The following is a 14,884-nucleotide window of genomic DNA, read 5'->3' on the forward strand; positions in this document are numbered from 1 at the left end:
GACGCCCGCAAGGTGGCCCTAACGGCACTCCGGAGTCAGAGGGCGAGCCGAAAAGCCTCAGCTGGCCTGCTGTTGCTGGGTGTTCTCCGCGGCCTCGAGGACCTCCAGCGGCACCAGCGGTGAAAGCTGCGGCCGCTTCGGGGACAGGCCGTCGCCCATCGACTCGCCGCGCAGCTGGCGGCGGATCCAGGGGAGCAGGTGCACCTTCGTCCACGCCAGGTCCGATCGGCGCGAGTCGATCCAGCGGCTCGGGGTGTCCTCCGACGGCCACGGCTCGCGCCAGTCGCCGTCCACCGGGATGCCCAGGACTTCGGCCGACTTCATGGCGATGCGGCGGTGGGCCTCCGGGGAGAAGTGGAGGCGGTCGTCGCTCCAGGCTCGGCGGTCGTGCAGCGGGCCCATCGTCCAGAGGTCGACCATGCGCGCGCCGTAGCGCTCGGCGATCGCCCACAGGTGCGTGTTGTAGATCGCCACCTTGCCGCGCAGCACCGACATCACCGACAGGACCTTGGTGTCGGGGCCGTTGAAGATCAGCACGGGGATGCCGGCCTCGCGCAGCTTCGCGACGCCTTCCTCGAAGCGTTCGACGACCGCCTCGACGTCGGCGCCCGGGACGATGATGTCGTTGCCGCCGGCGCAGAGCGTGACCAGGTCGGGCCTCAGTTCGAGCGCGATCGGCAGCTGCTCGTCCATGATCTCGTCGAGCATCTTGCCCCGCAGGGACAGGTTCGCGTACCGGAAGTCGGACCGCCCGGCCGCCAGGATCTCGGCGAGCCGATCGGCCCAGCCCCGGAACGAACCGTCCGGCAGCGCGTCGTTGAGCCCCTCGGTGAAGCTGTCACCGAGCGCCACATAGCTGTCGAATCCGTACACGTTGGGTCCCCTTCCCGTCCTGCGACCGACCCACCCCGACATGTAGTTGTACACCCCAACTAACGAATCGGGCCGCACCCCCACGATGCGTCCACCGCCACCGCGGGTTCAGCCGGCGGTAACAGTGTCTTATCTTGTCGGCCTTCCGCGCTCCTGTATTACGCAGTCTTCACCTTCGGTATGCCGTGAAACAGCACACTCGGAGTTAAATCCGGCACCCGATGTGGCGAAGATCTCCCCGGCCAGGGCGTTCCGGGCGCGATCCGGCAGGCTGGACACGTGTCCGAACAACCCCGCGAGTCGCTCGCGCAGATCCTCGGCGGCCGTCGAGGGGCGCTCGACGCCAGCATCCCGCCGGTCGGTTTCGTCGTGGGCTGGCTCGCGGCCGGTCAGTCCATCGCCTGGGGGGCCGGCGCCGCCATCGCGGTCGCCCTCGCGCTCGGGATCTTCCGGTACGTCCGCGGCGGCCGGATCCGCGCTATCGTGGTCAGCCTCGCCGCCGTCGTCGCGGCCGCGCTGATCGCCCTGCACACGGGCCGCGCCCAGGACTTCTTCCTGCTGCAGCTGATGTCCAATGTGGCCAGCGCGCTGCTCTGGGCGGCCAGCATCGTGGTCCGCTGGCCGCTGCTCGGCGTCGTCGTGGGCCTGGTGCTCGGCCAGAAGACGCGCTGGCGCCGCGACCCGGTGCTGCTCAAGGCGTACTCGCGGGCGAGCTGGGTGTGGGTGTTCGGCCAGTACGTGCTGCGCGTCGTCGTCTACGGCCTGCTGTGGTGGTCCGGCCAGGTGATCGCGCTCGGCGTGGCCCGCACGGTGCTGTCGTGGCCGCTGGTCGCGTTGACCGTCGCGGTGAGTGGCTGGGTGCTCTACCGCGCGTTGCCCCCGGAGCATCCCGGCCTGCGCCTGGCCCCGGAAAGCCTGACCCCCGAAACCCGGTCGGACGACGTACCCGGGACATAAGGCGGCCCCCGGCGAGGGGGGAGGGTCCGGGGGCCACTGCCTACGGTACCCGGACTACCCGGGTTCAGTCGACGTTTTGACGCGTTCACGACGCGTTTTGCTCATTTTCGCAGGGGCGCGGGTCTCGCGGCCCCTTCGCCGAAGGCGTCCACCGCGGCCAGCCAGGCCGCCCCGAGCACCCCATCGGAGCTGGTCAGCACCTCGAGACCGGTCAATCCACGCCGGACGAGCGCCCCGATCGGGCTGTTCCCGGTGAGCACGGAACCGACGAGGACGACCGGGGTCGACTCGCCGGGCTCGCGCGCGGCGAGGGCGTTCGCGACCAGGAGCCCGGCCCCGCGGGCCACTATTTCGCCCGCCGCGGGCTCGCCGGCGTCGTGCGCCGCGCTCACCAAGGGGGCGAACCGGGCCAGCCGCACCGGCGCTTCCGCGTTGGCGTTGGTGATCAGCGCCCGGGACGCGGCGAGTCGTCCGGCGTCGGTCCGGACGTCCACACCGGACGGTCCGAGCGCTTCGGTGAGCACCGCGCTGGGGAGGCCGTCGAGTGACAGGCCGCGCCCGAGTGCCTCCAAAGTGGATCGGACGGCCTCGCGGCCGAGCCAGAACGCCGATCCCTCGTCACCGAGAAGCCAGCCGTAGCCGCCCGCCGTGCCGGCCAGCCGCCGTTTCCGGATCCGGCCCGCGATCGAACCCGTGCCGGCGACGAGCACGGTGCCGTCCGGCGCGGCGGTCGCGGACGCGTACGCCACTTCGGCGTCGGCGACCGCGCGGACGCCGGTGAGCCCGATCCGGGCCCACGCCGCGTCGAAGACCGCCGCGATCGCCGGGTCGCTCAGCTTGCTGACCCCGGCCATGCCGACGACGCACGCGCGCACCTCGCCGGGGTCGCGCCCGCCGAGGGCCGCGGTGATCGCGTCGGCGATCCGGCCGGCGGCGACGTCGGGCGCGTGCGCGTTGGGGTTGGCGCCGCCGCCGCGCCCGGTACCCAGCACGACGCCGGCGGCGTCGACCAGGGCGGCCCTGGTCGACGTGCCGCCGGCGTCCACACCGACCGCGAAGGTCACCGGGTCTTGGTCACCTTCAGCAGGCCGCGCGGGCTGTCCGGGTCGCCGCCGCGGGCCAGCGACAGACCGAGGGCGATCCGCTGGAGCGGGAGGATCTCCAGGATCGGCGCCAGGTCCTCGACGGTCGGCGCGACGTCGATGCGCAGCGCCGCGGGCACCTCCGAGGCGGCCGAACCGACGGCGAGGACGTCCGCGCCGCGCTTGCCGACGGCCTCGAGGACCTCGTGCATCGCCTGGCCGCCGTGCCCGGCGCTGGTCACCGCGAGCACGGCGGTTTCGCCGTTCACCGCCGCGACCGGGCCGTGCAGCAGGTCCGCGCCGCTGTACGCGCGGGCGGCGAGGTAGCTGGTCTCGGCGAGCTTGAGCGCGCCTTCGAGCGCGGACGCGTAGGAGTAACCGCGGCCGGTGGTGAGGACGCGGTCCACGAAGCGGTACCGGTCGACCGCGCGCTGGACGCCCTCGACGGAGCCGTCGAGGGTCTGCTGGGCCAGCTCGCCGATCTTCTCGGCGTCGGCCGCCTTGCCCCCGCGCACCGCGTCGATCAGCAGGTACAGCGCCATCAGCGTGGCGGAGTACGTCTTGGTCGCGGCGACGGCCTTCTCGACCCCGGCGCCGATGTCGATGCCGAGCTCCGACGCCGCGCGCAGCGGCGAGTCGGGCGTGTTGGTGACCGACACCGTCAGCGCGCCCTGGCGCCGCGCCGTCTCGGTCACCTCGATCAGGTCAGGCGAGCCACCGCTCTGGCTGACCGTGACGAACAGCACGTCCCGCAAATCGGGCCGCGCGCCGTACAGCGTGGCTGTGGACGGGGAGACAAGACCAGCCGGAAGGCCGAGCATTACCTCGATCAGGTACTTCGCATACAACGCTGCGTGGTCACTCGATCCACGCGCGGCGAGCAAAGCGAAGCGCGGGGGGCGTTGTGAGATCTTTTCCGCCACCCCGGCGATTTCCACCTGACGCTCGACCAGTCCGGCCAAGACGTCCGGCTGCTGGGCGATCTCCGCGGCCATGTGCTCGCCGGGCCGTTGTTCGGTCATCATTTTCCTCTCCACCTCCGGCATTATGTACCGGACTCAGGCGGCGTCGGTCAGGTCTAGACCAATCTTAGTGGGGCGGCGCGTTTGGGGAAAAGGGTACGTTTCTTACGGGGACGTGGCGTGTTATGAGGGAAGACATAGGGAGTCGGGCATGTTGGACACCACCACCGCGGGCGAGGCGGGTGCCGTCGCCGGGATGCGCGGTCAGCGAGAGCCCAAGTACTGGGCACTGAAACAGCACCTGCTGGACCTGCTCGACGTGCTGCCGCCCGGGTCGCCGATCCCGACGGAACGCGCGCTCGCCGGGGAGTTCACGGTCTCCCGCACCACCGTGCGCCAGGCGCTGGCCGACCTCACCGCCGAGGGTCGCCTGCACCGTGTGCAGGGAAAAGGCACCTTCGCGGCCGAGCCGAAGCTCGCGCAGCGGCTGCAGTTGTCCTCCTACACCGAGGACATGCGCAAGCAGGGCCTGAAGCCGTCGTCCAAGCTCCTGGAAGTCGAGGAGCTGCCGGTCGAAGGCGATCTGGCGAAACTGCTCGGAATCCGGACGGGTGCGAAAATTCTTCGCCTTCGACGGCTTCGACTGGCGGACTCGCAGCCGATGGCGCTCGAGACGACCCACCTGCCGCTGGGCCGCTTCCGCGGGTTGCGCAAGCACGTCTCGGCGGGCGCGTCGTTGTACGCCGTTCTGCGTGAGCACTACGGCGTCGAGCTGGAACGCGCGGAGGAGACGATCGAGACGTCGCTCGCCGGGCCGCAGGAGGCGGAGATGCTCGGGGCTGACGTCGGCATGCCGGTGCTGATGCTGACGCGGCACTCGTTCGCCACCGACGGCAAGCCGGTGGAGTTCGCCCGCGCGATCTACCGGGGGGACCGCTACAAGTTCGTCACGACGCTGATGCCGTAGGGCCAGGTTGACGGGGGTCTTCGGGCACGGTGGAGTGTGCTGGTGACAGCCACCGAAGACACCGGGATCCGGTGGGGGACGCACGCCGCGCGCGGCGTGCTCGCCACGACCATCCTCGGCTCCGGCATGGCGATGCTCGACGGCACGATCGTCAACGTCGCCCTGCCCCGCATCGGCACCGAGCTGGGGGCGTCCGTCGCCGGGCTCCAGTGGATCCTCGACGGCTACATGCTGGCGCTCGCCGCGCTCATCCTGGTCGCCGGCTCGCTCGGCGACCGGTACGGCCGGCGCCGCATGTACCTCATCGGCGTCGTCTGGTTCGGCGTCGCGTCCGGGCTGTGCGCCGCCGCGACGTCGACCGAGATGCTCGTCGCGACGCGCATCCTGCAGGGCATCGGCGGCGCGCTCCTGACGCCCGGGTCGCTGGCGATCCTCCAGTCGTCCTTCGCGCACGACGCGCGCGCCCGCGCGATCGGCGCGTGGTCCGGCCTCGGCGGCATCGCGGCCGCCGCCGGCCCGCTGCTCGGCGGGCTGCTGGTCCAGCTGTGGTCGTGGCGGCTGGCCTTCCTGATCAACGTGCCGATCGCGGTCGCCGTCGTCTTCATGGCGCGCAAGTTCGTGCCCGAGTCGCGGGACGAGGAAGCGACCGGGCACCCGGACTTCGGCGCCGCCGCGCTCGGCGCGATCGGCCTCGCCGGGATCACCGGCGCGCTGGTGGAGGCGCCGGGACGCGGCATCGGCGACCCGATCGTGCTGGTCGCGGGCGTGCTGGGGATCGCGGGACTGGCGGCGTTCGTGTTCGTCCAGCACCGCTCGCGGGAGCCGCTGGTGCCGCCGTCGCTGTTCCGCGACCGGACGTTCACCCTGTCCAACGCGCTGACCTTCGCCATGTACGCGGCGCTCGGCGGCGTGCTGATGCTGCTGGTCATGCAGCTGCAGGTCTCGCTCGGCTACTCGCCGACCGCGGCCGGCCTGGCCGGGCTGCCGCTCACGGTCATCATGCTGCTGCTCTCGGGCCGCTCGGGCGCGCTCGCGCAGCGCATCGGCCCGCGGACGCAGCTGGTGGTCGGGCCGATCGTCGTCGGCATCGGGATGCTGCTGATGCTGCGCATCGCGCCCGGCGCGTCCTACCTCGGCGCCGTGCTGCCCGCGGTCGTCGTGTTCGGGCTGGGCCTGGCGACGGTCGTGGCCCCGGTGACCGCGACGGTGCTCGCCGCGGCCCCGGACCGCTACGCCGGCGTCGCGTCGGGCGTCAACAACGCGATCGCCCGCTCCGGCGGTCTGCTGGCGGTGGCGGTGCTGCCCGCCGCGGCCGGGCTGACCGGCGAGGCGTACACCGACCCGGTCGCGCTGACCGCGGGCTGGCGGACGGCGCTGATCATCTGCGCGGTCCTGGCCATCGCGGGCGGGCTGATCGCGCTCGGCATCCACAACGGCGTGCTGGCGCCGCCGACTCCCGCGCCTCCGGCCGCGGACGAGTCGCCCCACCTGGGCGAATGCTTCCACTGCGGCGTCGAGGGCCCGCCGACGCACGTCCGCGGCGGCGTCTCCACCTGACCGGGCCCGGTCAGGCCAGGATCTCCGCGAACAGCGCCGGGTCGACATTGCCGCCGGAGACGATCGCCACCGTGCGGCCGGTGGGCAGCTCGGCCGCGTGGTGCAGGTACGCCGCCGTCGTCACCGCGCCGCTGGGCTCGGCGACCAGGCGGGCCTTGTGCGCAAGCGTCCGGACGGCGTCGCGGATCTCGTCCTCGGTGACCGTCACCATGGCGTCGACGACCTTCGTGAGGTGCGCGAAGGTCAGCTCGGACGGCTGCGCGCGCAGGCCGTCGGCGATCGTGCGGGCGCGGTCGGCCATCGGCCAGTCGACCTGACGGCCCAGCCGCAGCCCCTCGGTGGCGTCGCCGGCCAGCGCCGGCTCGACGCCGATGACCTTCGCCCGCGGGCAGCGGGCCTTGAGCGCCGTGCCGACACCGGACGCAAGCCCGCCGCCGCTCACCGGCACCAGCACGACGTCGACGTCCGGCAGGTCTTCGGCGATCTCCAGGCCCGCGGTGCCCTGTCCGGCGATGATCGCCGCGTCGTCGTAGGGCGGGACGAGGGTCAGCCCGCGTTCGGCGGCCAGTTCGTGCGCTTTGGCCTCGTGTTCGCCGATGGGCACCTCGATCACCTCGGCGCCGTACGAGCGGGTCGCCTCGACCTTGATCCGCGGCGCGACGTCCGGCACCACGATCACCGCGGGCACGCCGTACCGCCGCGCGGCGTACGCGACGGCTTGCGCGTGGTTTCCGCTCGAGTAGGCGATGACACCGCGGGCGCGCGTCGCGTCGTCGAGGGTGCCGATCGCGTTGAACGCGCCGCGCACCTTGAACGCGCCGATCGGTTGCAGGCTCTCGGGTTTGAGCCACAGGGACCCGCGCGGGTCCCACGTTTGGAGCAACAGCGGCGTGCGTACGGCGACACCTTCGACGCGCTTCGCGGCGGCCTCGATGTCAGAGATCGTCACCAGTTCCATCTGCCGAGTATGTCAAGAAACCGTTCGATTTACACTGTCCATAATGGACAGTCAACGTGGCGCTCCTCACGCCGTGGCAACGCGGGGAGTTTCCCGCGCGCCTTACACGTTGGACAGGGGAGAAGACTTACTACCGGATCGGGATCATGAGCAAGGAGAACGCAGCGACTTCCGAAACGAAGGAAGCAAAGTCCGGCCTGCGCATCGCGCAGGTGATGGCGGCGGCGCTCGCGGCGGTGACCGCGGCGCTGCTGGGCTCGACGCTCGGCGTGGCGGGCACGGTGGCCGGCGCGGGCGTGGCGAGCGTGATCACCACGGTCGGCGGCGAGGTGTACCTGCGCTCGCTGCAGCGCACCCGCGCGGCCGCGGTGAAGGCCCGGCAGCTGGCGACGTCGGGGATCCGCCGTCGCGGCGGTGCCGAGGTCCCGCTGGCCGAGCAGCCCACGGTTCAGTTGAAACGGCCGGACGACCTGCCCGCGGAGGACGAACCGGGCCGCCTGCGCAAGCTGCGCTGGCCGCTGATCATCGGCACGAGCGTGGTGGCGTTCGCGGTGGCAATCCTGGCGATGGTCAGCGTGGACGCGGCCACGGGCGGCAAGGTAGCGGGCGGCACGGGAGCGGGCATCGGCAAGATCTTCGGCAGCGGCTCGGGCCCCTCGACCCCGGCCCCGTCGACGACGCCCTCGACCTCGACGAACGACACCCAGGACTCACCGACGGACACGTCGTCGACGACGACGCAGTCGAACACCCCGCCGACGACCTCGTCGGACACACCGACCACAACCCCGACAACGCCGAGCACGACCTCCCAGAAGCCGACCACCTCGGCGGCACCCCCGACCAGCCAGGGCGCAGCGGCCACCCCGACCCCGTAAAGCCGTGAAGGACTCCTTACCGGCCATAAGAGCCGGTAAGGAGTCCTTCACGGACTTCGGTGTCAGACCAGGTGGGACCGCAGCTCGCGGGCCGCTGCCGCCGGGTCCTCCGCCTCCGTGATCGCCCGGACCACCACGATCCGGGAAGCCCCGGCCGCCAGGACCTCCGGCAGCCGCGGGACGTCGATGCCGCCGATGGCGAACCACAGCCGTGAAGGCGCGGCGGCCGACGTCGAACGGACCAGGTCCAGGCCTGGTGCCGAGCGGCCCGGCTTGGTCGGGGTGGGCCAGCACGGGCCCGTGCAGAAGTAGTCCACCCCCGGTTCGGAAGCCGCGGCGGAAGCCTGGTCAACAGAGTGCGTCGAACGGCCGATCACCACGTCGTCGCCGAGGATGCGGCGGGCCAGGGGGACCGGGATGTCGTCCTGGCCCAGGTGCAGCACGTCCGCGCCGACCGCCAGGGCGACGTCCGCCCGGTCGTTCACCGACAGCAGCGCGCCGTGGCGGGCGCACGCCTCCGCCAGCACCTCCAGCGCCGCGATCTCGCCCGCGGCTTCCAGGGCGCCCGTCTTGTCGCGCAGCTGGATGATGTCGACGCCGCCGGACAGCGCCGCGTCCGCGAAGGACGCCAGGTCGCCACGGGCCGTTCGGGCGTCCGTGCACAGGTACAGGCGCGCGGCGTCGAGCCGGGCGCGGATCTTGTCACCGGAGAGGGCGGGCATAGCGGCGACCGTACCCGGCGGGCCGGCCCCCGAGCGGTGCGTGCCGTTGTCCCGGAAGCCATCCGGCCGTGACTGTGGTTGGACTGGTAACGACCGGCGCAGTAGGGTGAACGAGTCCGCACGGGAGCCCGAGGCACGGGCTGAGAGGGAGCTGCCGCTCCGACCGTGGAACCTGATCCGGGTCATGCCGGCGCAGGGAGCGTGATCCCATGACGAACACCTTGGCCGTGGTCGGCGCCGGCGTGATCGGCCTGTCCGCGGCGTGGCGCGCGGCCGCGAACGGCCACGCGGTCACCGTTTACGACCCCGAACCCGTGCGCGGCGGCGCGTCCTGGCTGGCCGGCGGGATGCTCGCCCCGGTCACCGAGGCCTGGCCGGGCGAGGAAGACGTCCTCGCCCTCGGCGAAGAGTCCCTCCGCCGCTGGCCCGGCTTCGCCCACGACCTCGGCCGAGAGGGCGTCGATCCCGGTTTGGCCGAGCACGGGACGCTGGTCGTCGCCTTCGACAGCGCCGACGCCGGCCACCTCGACATCCTCGCCGGCTACCTGCACTCCCTCGGCCGCGCGGCCGAACGCCTGACCGGGCGCGAGGCCAAGCGGCTCGAACCCGGCGTCGGGTCCGTCCGAAGTGGACTCCACGTACCCGGTGACCTGGCTGTGGACAACCGGAAACTGCTCAACGCGCTCTACGCGGCTTGCGTCAACCACCACGTCCGGTTCGTCCGCGAACGCGTCGAAACGACCCCGGACGCCGACGCCGTCGTGCTCGCCGCCGGCGCCTGGACCGGGCGGCTGCACCCCCAGCTCGCCGACGCCGTCCGCCCGCTCAAGGGCGAGATCCTCCGCCTGAAACCCCGCCGCGGCTGCCTGCCGCCGCCGACGCGCACCGTCCGGGCCGTCGTCGAAGGCCGGCCGATCTACCTCGTTCCGCGCGGTGACCAGGAGCTCGTCCTCGGCGCGACGCAGTACGAAGCGGGCTTCGACCGGGCCGTCACCGCGCGCGGCGTCCGGGAGCTGATCGAGGGCGCCGAGCGCGTCTTCCCCGCGATCACCGAGTACGAGCTGGCCGAGACGGCCGCGGGCCTGCGCGCCGGCAGCCGCGACGCGCTGCCGTACCTCGGTGTCCTGGACGACGGCGTCTACGCCGCGACCGGGCACCACCGCAACGGCCTGCTGCTGGCCCCCGTGACCGCGGACGCCGTGGTCGCCTGGCTCGAAGGCGCGAAGCCGCCCGAAGGCGTCGAAGCGGCTTCGCCCGCTCGCCTGCACCAGAAGGAGCACGTGTGATGGAGATCAAGCTCAACGGCCGGTGGACGGAGTTCCCGGACGACGCGACCGTCGCCGACGTCCTCGACGCCGCCGGCGGGCAACGGCCCGGGATCGCCGTCGCGGTCGACGGTGTCGTCGTCCGGCGGGGTGACTGGGCCACCACCACCGTGCCGAAGGGCGCGGCGCTCGACGTGCTCACCGCCGTCCAGGGAGGCTGAAGTGGACGAAGTGGACGAAGAACCGCTGGTCATCGGCACGCACAAACTGTCGTCACGGCTGATCATCGGCACCGGCGGCGCGGCGAACCTCGCCGTGCTCGAACGCGCGCTGGTCGCGTCCGGCACCGAGCTGACCACCGTCGCGATGCGCCGCGCCGACGCCGAAGGCGGCTCCGGCGTGCTGGAACTGCTCCGGCGCCTCGGGATCGAGCTGCTGCCGAACACCGCGGGCTGCCGCACGGCCGCCGAAGCCGTGCTCACCGCGCGGCTGGCGCGCGAGGCCCTCGGTACCGATCTGATCAAGCTCGAAGTCCACGCGGACGACCGGACGCTGCTCCCGGACCCCGTGGAAACCCTCGACGCGGCCGGGCAGCTGGCCGCCGACGGGTTCACCGTGTTCGTCTACACGAACGACGACCCGGTGCTCGCGCTGCGCCTGGAGGAGGCCGGCTGCGCGGCCGTGATGCCGCTGGGCGCGCCGATCGGCACCGGCCTCGGGATCCGGAATCCGCACAACATCGAGCTGATCGTTTCGCGGGCGGGCGTGCCGGTGATCCTCGACGCCGGAATCGGCACCGCGTCGGACGCCACGCTGGCGATGGAGCTCGGCTGTGACGCCGTCCTGCTGTCCACCGCGGTCACCCGGGCCAGTGATCCCGAGCGGATGGCCGCGGCGATGCGGTCGGCCGTCGTCGCCGGGCGGCTGGCCCGGGGCGCCGGGCGGGTGCCGCAGCGCTTCTGGGCGCAGGCGTCGAGCCCGCCGCGCTGAATCCCGGTCGCAACACCGGACCTTCACCGCGAACCCGTAAGGTAGACGGAACTTTCCGGCGCACCCGCGCCCGGGTGAGGGCAGAAGGAGCCAGCCGTGACCACATCGGTTCAGGACACCTCGGGCAGGTTGTACCTCGCCGTGGGCCGGCTGTCCCGGTCACTGCGCCAGGCCGGTGTGCCGGGCCCCGGGCACGGCGCGATCTCGGCGCTCGCGACGCTGGTCCACGCCGGCCAGCTGCGGCTCGGTGACCTCGCGGCCAAGGAGGGTGTCGCGGCGGCGACCATGTCGCGGATCATCGCGTCGCTGGTCGAGGCCGGGTACGTCGTGCGCGAGTCCGACCCGGTCGACCGGCGGGCGTGGCTGGCGAAGGCCACCGAAGAGGGCGAGCGGCTCGTGTCCGGCGTCCGGTCGACGCGCGTCCAGGAGCTGAACCGGCGGCTGGACAGGTTGTCGCCCGAGCACCGTGAGGCGCTGACGACGGCGCTCCCGGCGCTCGAAGCGCTGATCGCCGACGAAGACCGCTAAGCGGGCGGTGGCAGCCGCCGGGTGATCCGGTCGAAGAGCTCTTCCAGCGGCTCGCCGACCTCCCGGCCGAACTCGGTCAGCCCGTAGGTGACCTGGGGCGGCGTGGTCGGCTCGACCCGCCGCCAGATCAGGCCGTCCCGGACCAGTGCCCGCAGGGACTGGGCGAGCATCTTCTCGCTGATGCCTTCGATGCTTTCGCGCAGCTCGAAGAACCTGAGGTCGTTGCTCTGCAAGGAGATCAGCACCCAGATGCCCCACCGGCTGGTGACGTGGTCGACCACCTCGCGCGCGGCGCAGCCGGTGTGAAACACCTCATACCGCGGCTTGGCCTCGCCCTGGGTGATCTGCGCGCCTCCGGTCACGTAAGGAGCTTACCCGCAGGTATGTCCTTACCAAAAGTTAGCCCGGCTCCTAGCGTCCTGAGCACAGAGGACATCGGACGAAGGAGCAGAGCATGATCGTGGTGACCGGGGCTACCGGGAACATCGGCCGGCCGTTGACGGAGGCGCTGGCCGCGGCGGGTCAGCAGGTGACGGCGGTGTCACGGCACGCCGCGGTGGTGCCGGACGGCGTCCGCCACGTGGTGGCCGACCTGGCCGAGCCCGCCGGCCTGGAACCGGCGCTGGCCGGGGCGAAGGCGTTGTTCCTGCTGCTGTCCGGCGACCTGCACGCCGCCGGCGCCCACCCGGCCGACGTCCTCGCCCAGGCCGCAGCCGCCGGAGTCCGCCGGGTCGTGCTGCTGTCCACGCTGGGCGTGGCGACCAGGCCCTTCGGCACGACGCGGGTCGCGATGCGCGCCCTGGAGGACGCGCTGCGGGAGTCCGGTCTGGACTGGACCATCCTGCGGCCGGGCGGTTTCGCCTCCAACGCCTTGTGGTGGGCCGAATCCGTCCGCGCGCGGCAGGTCGTCGCCGCGCCCTTCGGCGACATCGGGGTGCCGGTCGTCGACCCGGCGGACATCGCCGAGGTCGCCGCGGCCGGCCTGCTGGACGACCGGCACACCGGCGCGGTGTACGAGCTGACCGGGCCGGCGGTGATCACGCCGCGCGGGCAGACGGCGGCCATCGCCGACGCGCTGGGCTCGCCGGTGCGGTTCCACGAGCTCACCCGCGCCGAAGCCAAGGCCGGCATGGCCCGGAGCATGCCGGGCGAGCTCGCCGACGACACCCTGGACATCCTCGGCTCCCCGAGCCCGGCCGAGCTGCGCGTCAGCCCGGACGTCGAGCGGGTGCTCGGCCGGGCCCCGCGCTCGTTCGCCGACTGGGTGGCCCGCAACATGGCCGCGTTCCGCTAAGCGGCGTTCTCCCGCCGCAGCTCGGCGAGCTCCGCGCGCACGGCGCGGAGCTCTTCGAGGATCTCGCGGTTCGCTTCGGCCTGGGTGGCGGCCTGTTTGGCCTCTTCCTCGCGGATGTCCTGCCGCAGCTCGTCTTCCATGCCGCTGACCACGACGGCGATGAAGAGGTTCAGCACCGCGAAGCTGGAGACGAGGATGTAGACGACGAAGAAGATCCAGGCCATCGGCGCCTGCCGCATGATCTCCTTCGCGATGTCCGGCCACGCCTCGCCGGTCATCACCTGGAACAACGTGAACAACGACGTCCCGAGGTCGCCGAAGTTCTCCGGCGAGATGACGCCGAACAGCTTGGTGGCCATCACGCCCGCGACGAAGATGATCAGCCCGAGCAGCGCGGCGATCGACGCCATGCCGGGGATCGCCGCGAGCAGCCCGGAGACGACCTTCCGCATCGACGGCACGACGGAGATCAGCCGCAGCACCCGGAGCACGCGCAACGACCGCAGCACGGCGAACGGCCCGGTCGCCGGGATCACCGCGATGCCGACGACCAGCAGGTCGAAGACGTTCCAGTTGTCGCGGAAGAACGCACCGCGGTAGGCGTAGAACTTCGCCAGCAGCTCGGCGACGAAGATGCCGAGCGCGATGTGGTCGAGGGTGTGCAGGAGGCCGCCGTAGCCGTCGATCAGCGACGTCGACGTCTCCATGCCGAGGGTGACCGCGTTGAACACGATCACCGCGATGATGAAGTTCTGGAAGCGGCGGTCCTCGAGGAACCTCGCCACCCGTTCACGCCCGGTCAAGGCCGTCCCCCGTTGTGGTCAAGGATCAGTAAACGAGGAAAGGGTAACCGGGCGGGTACTCAGCGCTGTTCGGGTGCCAGCCGCCAGAAGGCCGAGACCGGGCCGACCTTGGCGCCCATCGGGTAGGCGTGCTCGACCGCCTGGGACACGAACCACTTGCCGTAGCGCGCCGCCTCGACCACCGACATGCCCTTCGCCAGGCCCGCGGTCAGCGCCGACGCCATCGTGTCGCCCGCGCCGTGCGTGTGCTGGGTCGGGTAGCGCTCGCCCGGCAGCTCGACGAACGTCGAGCCGTCGAAGAGCAGGTCGACGCACTCCGGGTCGGCCTGCAGGTGACCGCTCTTCACCAGGACGTAGCGCGGGCCCATCCGGTGGAGCACCACCGCCGCGGTGTGCATGCCCTCGCGGTCCTTCACGGTCATCCCGGTCAGCAGGCGGACCTCGTCGAGGTTCGGGGTGAGCACCGTCGCGCGCGGCAGCAGCTCGTCGCGCAGGGCGTGCAGGCCGGCGTCGTCGAACAGCGGGTGGCCGTGCATGGACGCCGCGACCGGGTCGACGACGAACGGGATCTTCTCGTCGCGGCCGATCTCCGCCTTGTCGCACGCGGCCGCGACGGCGTTGATGATCTCCGCGGACGCCAGCATGCCCGTCTTGGCCGCGCCGACCCCCATGTCCGCCGCGACGGCCTCGATCTGCCCGGCCACGATGTGCGGCGGCAGGTCCGCGCGGTCGTGCACGCCGAGGGTGTTCTGCACCGTCACGGCGGTGACCGCGACCAGGCCGTGGACGCCGCAGGTCAGGAACGTGCGCAGATCCGCCTGCAGGCCGGCGGCGCCGCCGGAGTCCGAACCGGCGATGGTCAACGCGGTGGGCGGGCTCGTGGTCATTCTCTTCCCGACTTCTGGTCTAGGCCAATCGGCCGCTTTTGCTTCATCAACAGGCCACCACGGTGGCACATTGTGTGGGCTACTCACCAGTTACCAATCCGGCAGGAAGTAGGCGGATACGGTCCGCAGCCGGTCTGCACGAGGCGCCGGTTTCCGCCGTG

The 14,884-nt window shown here is 72.0% G+C and carries 17 protein-coding genes and 1 riboswitch; of the genes, 9 read left to right on the plus strand and 8 right to left on the minus strand.

Going from position 1 to position 14,884, the window contains the following annotated elements:
- Nucleotides 1–57 precede the first annotated feature (57 nt).
- Nucleotides 58–873, minus strand: a complete 816-nt coding sequence (locus tag OG494_RS41215; protein WP_328448131.1) for an SGNH/GDSL hydrolase family protein — start codon at nucleotides 871–873, stop codon at nucleotides 58–60.
- 279 nt (nucleotides 874–1,152) lie between these two features.
- Here OG494_RS41215 and OG494_RS41220 point away from each other — a divergent pair, with 279 nt between their 5' ends.
- The gene (locus tag OG494_RS41220) at nucleotides 1,153–1,830 is read left to right on the plus strand and encodes a DUF3159 domain-containing protein (protein ID WP_328448132.1); all 678 of its coding nucleotides are present in this window, start codon (nucleotides 1,153–1,155) and stop codon (nucleotides 1,828–1,830) included.
- A gap of 101 nt (nucleotides 1,831–1,931) precedes the next feature.
- Here OG494_RS41220 and OG494_RS41225 read toward each other — a convergent pair whose 3' ends face one another.
- Nucleotides 1,932–2,894, minus strand: coding sequence for an N-acetylglucosamine kinase (locus OG494_RS41225; RefSeq protein WP_328448133.1), 963 nt, complete (start codon nucleotides 2,892–2,894; stop codon nucleotides 1,932–1,934).
- Complete coding sequence (locus OG494_RS41230; RefSeq protein ID WP_328448134.1) at nucleotides 2,891–3,937, minus strand: SIS domain-containing protein; 1,047 nt, start codon at nucleotides 3,935–3,937, stop codon at nucleotides 2,891–2,893. Before OG494_RS41230 ends, OG494_RS41225 begins: the two co-directional genes overlap by 4 nt.
- 148 nt (nucleotides 3,938–4,085) lie before the next feature.
- On the opposite strand from OG494_RS41230, the gene OG494_RS41235 reads away from it, so the two are divergent.
- Complete coding sequence (locus OG494_RS41235) at nucleotides 4,086–4,841, plus strand: GntR family transcriptional regulator (protein WP_247058618.1); 756 nt, start codon at nucleotides 4,086–4,088, stop codon at nucleotides 4,839–4,841.
- A 42-nt stretch (nucleotides 4,842–4,883) separates the two neighbouring features.
- The gene (locus OG494_RS41240) at nucleotides 4,884–6,398 is read left to right on the plus strand and encodes an MFS transporter (protein WP_328448136.1); all 1,515 of its coding nucleotides are present in this window, start codon (nucleotides 4,884–4,886) and stop codon (nucleotides 6,396–6,398) included.
- A gap of 10 nt (nucleotides 6,399–6,408) precedes the next feature.
- Here the strand turns inward: OG494_RS41240 and OG494_RS41245 are convergent, their stop codons facing one another.
- Complete coding sequence (locus OG494_RS41245) at nucleotides 6,409–7,356, minus strand: threonine ammonia-lyase (RefSeq protein WP_328448138.1); 948 nt, start codon at nucleotides 7,354–7,356, stop codon at nucleotides 6,409–6,411.
- Nucleotides 7,357–7,502: 146 nt separating this feature from the next.
- Here OG494_RS41245 and OG494_RS41250 point away from each other — a divergent pair, with 146 nt between their 5' ends.
- Nucleotides 7,503–8,234, plus strand: coding sequence for a hypothetical protein (locus OG494_RS41250; RefSeq protein ID WP_328448140.1), 732 nt, complete (start codon nucleotides 7,503–7,505; stop codon nucleotides 8,232–8,234).
- A gap of 62 nt (nucleotides 8,235–8,296) precedes the next feature.
- On the opposite strand, the gene thiE is transcribed toward OG494_RS41250, so the two are convergent.
- Nucleotides 8,297–8,956 carry a thiamine phosphate synthase gene (thiE, locus tag OG494_RS41255; protein WP_328448142.1) on the minus strand — a complete coding sequence of 220 codons (660 nt, stop codon included), beginning with the start codon at nucleotides 8,954–8,956 and terminating at the stop codon, nucleotides 8,297–8,299.
- A gap of 110 nt (nucleotides 8,957–9,066) precedes the next feature.
- Nucleotides 9,067–9,172: riboswitch (TPP riboswitch) on the plus strand.
- Here thiE and thiO point away from each other — a divergent pair.
- The 4 genes from thiO to OG494_RS41275 all read left to right on the plus strand — a co-directional run bounded on the left by thiO (nucleotide 9,166) and on the right by OG494_RS41275 (nucleotide 11,739).
- Nucleotides 9,166–10,242, plus strand: a complete 1,077-nt coding sequence (gene thiO, locus OG494_RS41260; protein WP_328448143.1) for a glycine oxidase ThiO — start codon at nucleotides 9,166–9,168, stop codon at nucleotides 10,240–10,242. (Overlaps the previous riboswitch by 7 nt.)
- Nucleotides 10,242–10,442: a sulfur carrier protein ThiS gene (gene thiS / locus OG494_RS41265; protein WP_328448145.1), complete on the plus strand. Its 201-nt coding sequence runs from the start codon at nucleotides 10,242–10,244 to the stop codon at nucleotides 10,440–10,442. Before thiO ends, thiS begins: the two co-directional genes overlap by 1 nt.
- Nucleotides 10,443–10,452: 10 nt before the next feature.
- A complete protein-coding gene (locus tag OG494_RS41270) occupies nucleotides 10,453–11,211 on the plus strand; it encodes a thiazole synthase (protein WP_328459178.1) in 759 nt (252 codons plus the stop codon).
- A 96-nt stretch (nucleotides 11,212–11,307) separates the two neighbouring features.
- Complete coding sequence (locus OG494_RS41275; protein ID WP_328448147.1) at nucleotides 11,308–11,739, plus strand: MarR family winged helix-turn-helix transcriptional regulator; 432 nt, start codon at nucleotides 11,308–11,310, stop codon at nucleotides 11,737–11,739.
- On the opposite strand, the gene OG494_RS41280 is transcribed toward OG494_RS41275, so the two are convergent.
- Entirely contained in the window at nucleotides 11,736–12,101 is a 366-nt protein-coding gene (locus tag OG494_RS41280) for a winged helix-turn-helix transcriptional regulator (protein ID WP_328448149.1), read from the minus strand. The genes OG494_RS41275 and OG494_RS41280 overlap by 4 nt on opposite strands.
- Before the next feature lie 92 nt (nucleotides 12,102–12,193).
- Between OG494_RS41280 and OG494_RS41285 the strand changes: the two genes are divergently transcribed.
- A complete protein-coding gene (locus OG494_RS41285) occupies nucleotides 12,194–13,033 on the plus strand; it encodes an NAD(P)H-binding protein (RefSeq protein ID WP_328448150.1) in 840 nt (279 codons plus the stop codon).
- On the opposite strand, the gene OG494_RS41290 is transcribed toward OG494_RS41285, so the two are convergent.
- Both OG494_RS41290 and thiD read right to left on the minus strand, forming a co-directional pair.
- On the minus strand, nucleotides 13,030–13,836 hold the full coding sequence (locus OG494_RS41290; protein ID WP_328448152.1) for an ion transporter: 807 nt from the start codon (nucleotides 13,834–13,836) through the stop codon (nucleotides 13,030–13,032). The two genes, OG494_RS41285 and OG494_RS41290, sit on opposite strands and share 4 nt — an antisense overlap.
- Before the next feature lie 59 nt (nucleotides 13,837–13,895).
- Nucleotides 13,896–14,723: a bifunctional hydroxymethylpyrimidine kinase/phosphomethylpyrimidine kinase gene (thiD, locus tag OG494_RS41295; RefSeq protein WP_328448154.1), complete on the minus strand. Its 828-nt coding sequence runs from the start codon at nucleotides 14,721–14,723 to the stop codon at nucleotides 13,896–13,898.
- Nucleotides 14,724–14,884: the final 161 nt, after the last annotated feature.

Source organism: Amycolatopsis sp. NBC_00438, assembly GCF_036026695.1.
Taxonomy (GTDB): Bacteria; Actinomycetota; Actinomycetes; order Mycobacteriales; family Pseudonocardiaceae; genus Amycolatopsis.

Bases quoted from the DNA above. Each gene is read 5' to 3' on its own strand.
- OG494_RS41250 (WP_328448140.1), top strand. From the start codon at position 7,503: ATGAGCAAGGAGAACGCAGCGACTTCCGAAACGAAGGAAGCAAAGTCC.
- thiO (WP_328448143.1), top strand. From the start codon at position 9,166: ATGACGAACACCTTGGCCGTGGTCGGCGCCGGCGTGATCGGCCTGTCC.
- OG494_RS41230 (WP_328448134.1), bottom strand. From the start codon at position 3,937: ATGATGACCGAACAACGGCCCGGCGAGCACATGGCCGCGGAGATCGCC.
- OG494_RS41235 (WP_247058618.1), top strand. From the start codon at position 4,086: ATGTTGGACACCACCACCGCGGGCGAGGCGGGTGCCGTCGCCGGGATG.
- OG494_RS41285 (WP_328448150.1), top strand. From the start codon at position 12,194: ATGATCGTGGTGACCGGGGCTACCGGGAACATCGGCCGGCCGTTGACG.
- OG494_RS41245 (WP_328448138.1), bottom strand. From the start codon at position 7,356: ATGGAACTGGTGACGATCTCTGACATCGAGGCCGCCGCGAAGCGCGTC.
- thiS (WP_328448145.1), top strand. From the start codon at position 10,242: ATGGAGATCAAGCTCAACGGCCGGTGGACGGAGTTCCCGGACGACGCG.
- thiD (WP_328448154.1), bottom strand. From the start codon at position 14,723: ATGACCACGAGCCCGCCCACCGCGTTGACCATCGCCGGTTCGGACTCC.
- thiE (WP_328448142.1), bottom strand. From the start codon at position 8,956: ATGCCCGCCCTCTCCGGTGACAAGATCCGCGCCCGGCTCGACGCCGCG.